General features: G+C 41.6%; 3 protein-coding genes. 2 read left to right on the forward strand and 1 reads right to left on the reverse strand.

From position 1 onward, the window contains the following. Window position 1 precedes the first annotated feature (1 nt). Window positions 2-223: a YkgJ family cysteine cluster protein gene (locus tag AB4653_RS23750; RefSeq protein ID WP_372105478.1), complete on the forward strand. Its 222-nt coding sequence runs from the start codon at window positions 2-4 to the stop codon at window positions 221-223. 88 nt (window positions 224-311) lie between these two features. Then, window positions 312-752: a YcgN family cysteine cluster protein gene (locus AB4653_RS23755; protein WP_102257947.1), complete on the forward strand. Its 441-nt coding sequence runs from the start codon at window positions 312-314 to the stop codon at window positions 750-752. 111 nt (window positions 753-863) lie between these two features. Here the strand turns inward: AB4653_RS23755 and AB4653_RS23760 are convergent, their stop codons facing one another. Further along, window positions 864-1,337, reverse strand: coding sequence for a hypothetical protein (locus tag AB4653_RS23760; RefSeq protein WP_133151969.1), 474 nt, complete (start codon window positions 1,335-1,337; stop codon window positions 864-866). Window positions 1,338-1,559: the final 222 nt, after the last annotated feature.

A 1,559-nucleotide genomic window follows, 5' to 3' on the forward strand; every position in this document is an offset into this window, starting at 1 on the left:
TGTGTATAAGAGACAGATTACATCTTCATTCCCCCTTCATCCTCATGGAAAGAAGTCTGGTGAGCGTTGTAAGCAGCTTACTGTTGATAACCTATGTAAACTATTTGGTAAAAAAGAGAGGCCTCAGGTCTGTTTTGACTTTAAAGCTGAAAGCTGGGTATGTGGGGCTACGACAAGCGAAGCTATTCAAATACTCACGGATTTAGAAAGTTCTACCGCATAGCGAAAGAGCGTTAGCTGATTTTATTCTTGAACTTATATTCGGCTAGCGGTATAACACGCACCCCAGTAAAAGAGTAAGAAGTAATCCTATGACGATTCCATTTTGGCAAGAAAAGACACTAGAGCAAATGACCGAGAACGAGTGGGAATCACTGTGTGACGGTTGTGGTAAGTGTTGCCTACATAAACTAATGGATGAAGATAGCGATGAAGTTTACTACACTAATGTGGCGTGTAGCTGGTTAAACGACAAAACATGTTCGTGTAAAGATTACCCGAACCGATTCACTTCAGGTGAAGAGTGTTTGAAGTTGACTCGTGACAAAATCGATGAGTTTCACTGGCTACCAGATACTTGTGCTTACCGTCTTCTATCTGAATCTAAGCCGATTCCTGAGTGGCACCCATTGATTACAGGTTCTAAATCAGAGATGCATGCTGCAGGTGAAAGTGTTCGTAACAAAGTGGTATACGAAATCGATGTTGTCGATTGGGAAGACCACATTCTGAATCACCCCAATAGGGGCTAGGCTCTATAAGGCTTTTCAATAGGTTAAGTGTCTACGCTTAACCTATATACCTCTAAAAACCTCTATACCATGAATCTCTGTAGTCACTATGTGGACATTTATTTACAAGGCCTAACCCTTTCTCAAAGCTGTATTTGCATTTGGGTTTTTAAACGTTGAGCTGTAGTCAGCAAGTGCTTTGTCATGGCGTTGAGGGCGGTGTTGATACATCGTCACTATGCTATAGAAATGGGTGTTGGTTGCGCGATCTTGCTGGCGCTCTAAAACGATGAGGCAGTGAGGCGTTAGATTGACATAAAGGTTGTGCCGTTTTTTTTTGCCTTTGAAAAATTTACCGCCCTGTAGACTAAGTTTTTCCCAAACCAACTCGCTTGCCGAACGCTTGATTTTAGTTAACCAATCCGCGTGACCATGATAAATGTGTTTTTCGCCAAAATCTTGATCGCCTACACGTAAGCGAATAGGCATATCTACTTTTTGCCCCGGCAGTGTATGTGCTGGAATTATAGCCCAATCGATTTCACCATCTACTTCGATGTAATCATTTTTATGTGTACCTTGAGGGGTGAAAATGGGAGCTGGCATGTTATAGTTATAGTGTTGAATTTGAAGGTAGAATATTAACCTCAAACAGGTTACATGTCTAAGTAAACAACGCTTTGTGGTCGTTATTGAAGTACATTGACTTGACATAATGTCCAGAATCGGTAATATTTACATTGTCTGGTGAAGAAGATGAGGTGGGATTTGAGCACGTTGAGTCAAGGCTCCCCACGTGTGCGGTTGTGTTACCAACATCTGAAAAGA

The sequence above is a fragment of the Vibrio sp. 10N.222.48.A3 genome (genome assembly GCF_041475345.1).
GTDB lineage: Bacteria > Pseudomonadota > Gammaproteobacteria > Enterobacterales > Vibrionaceae > Vibrio > Vibrio tasmaniensis_A.

What these genes read in the sequence shown, in the direction of transcription:
- AB4653_RS23760 (WP_133151969.1), bottom strand. Translation starts at nt 1,337, where the DNA reads ATGCCAGCTCCCATTTTCACCCCTCAAGGTACACATAAAAATGATTAC.
- AB4653_RS23755 (WP_102257947.1), top strand. Translation starts at nt 312, where the DNA reads ATGACGATTCCATTTTGGCAAGAAAAGACACTAGAGCAAATGACCGAG.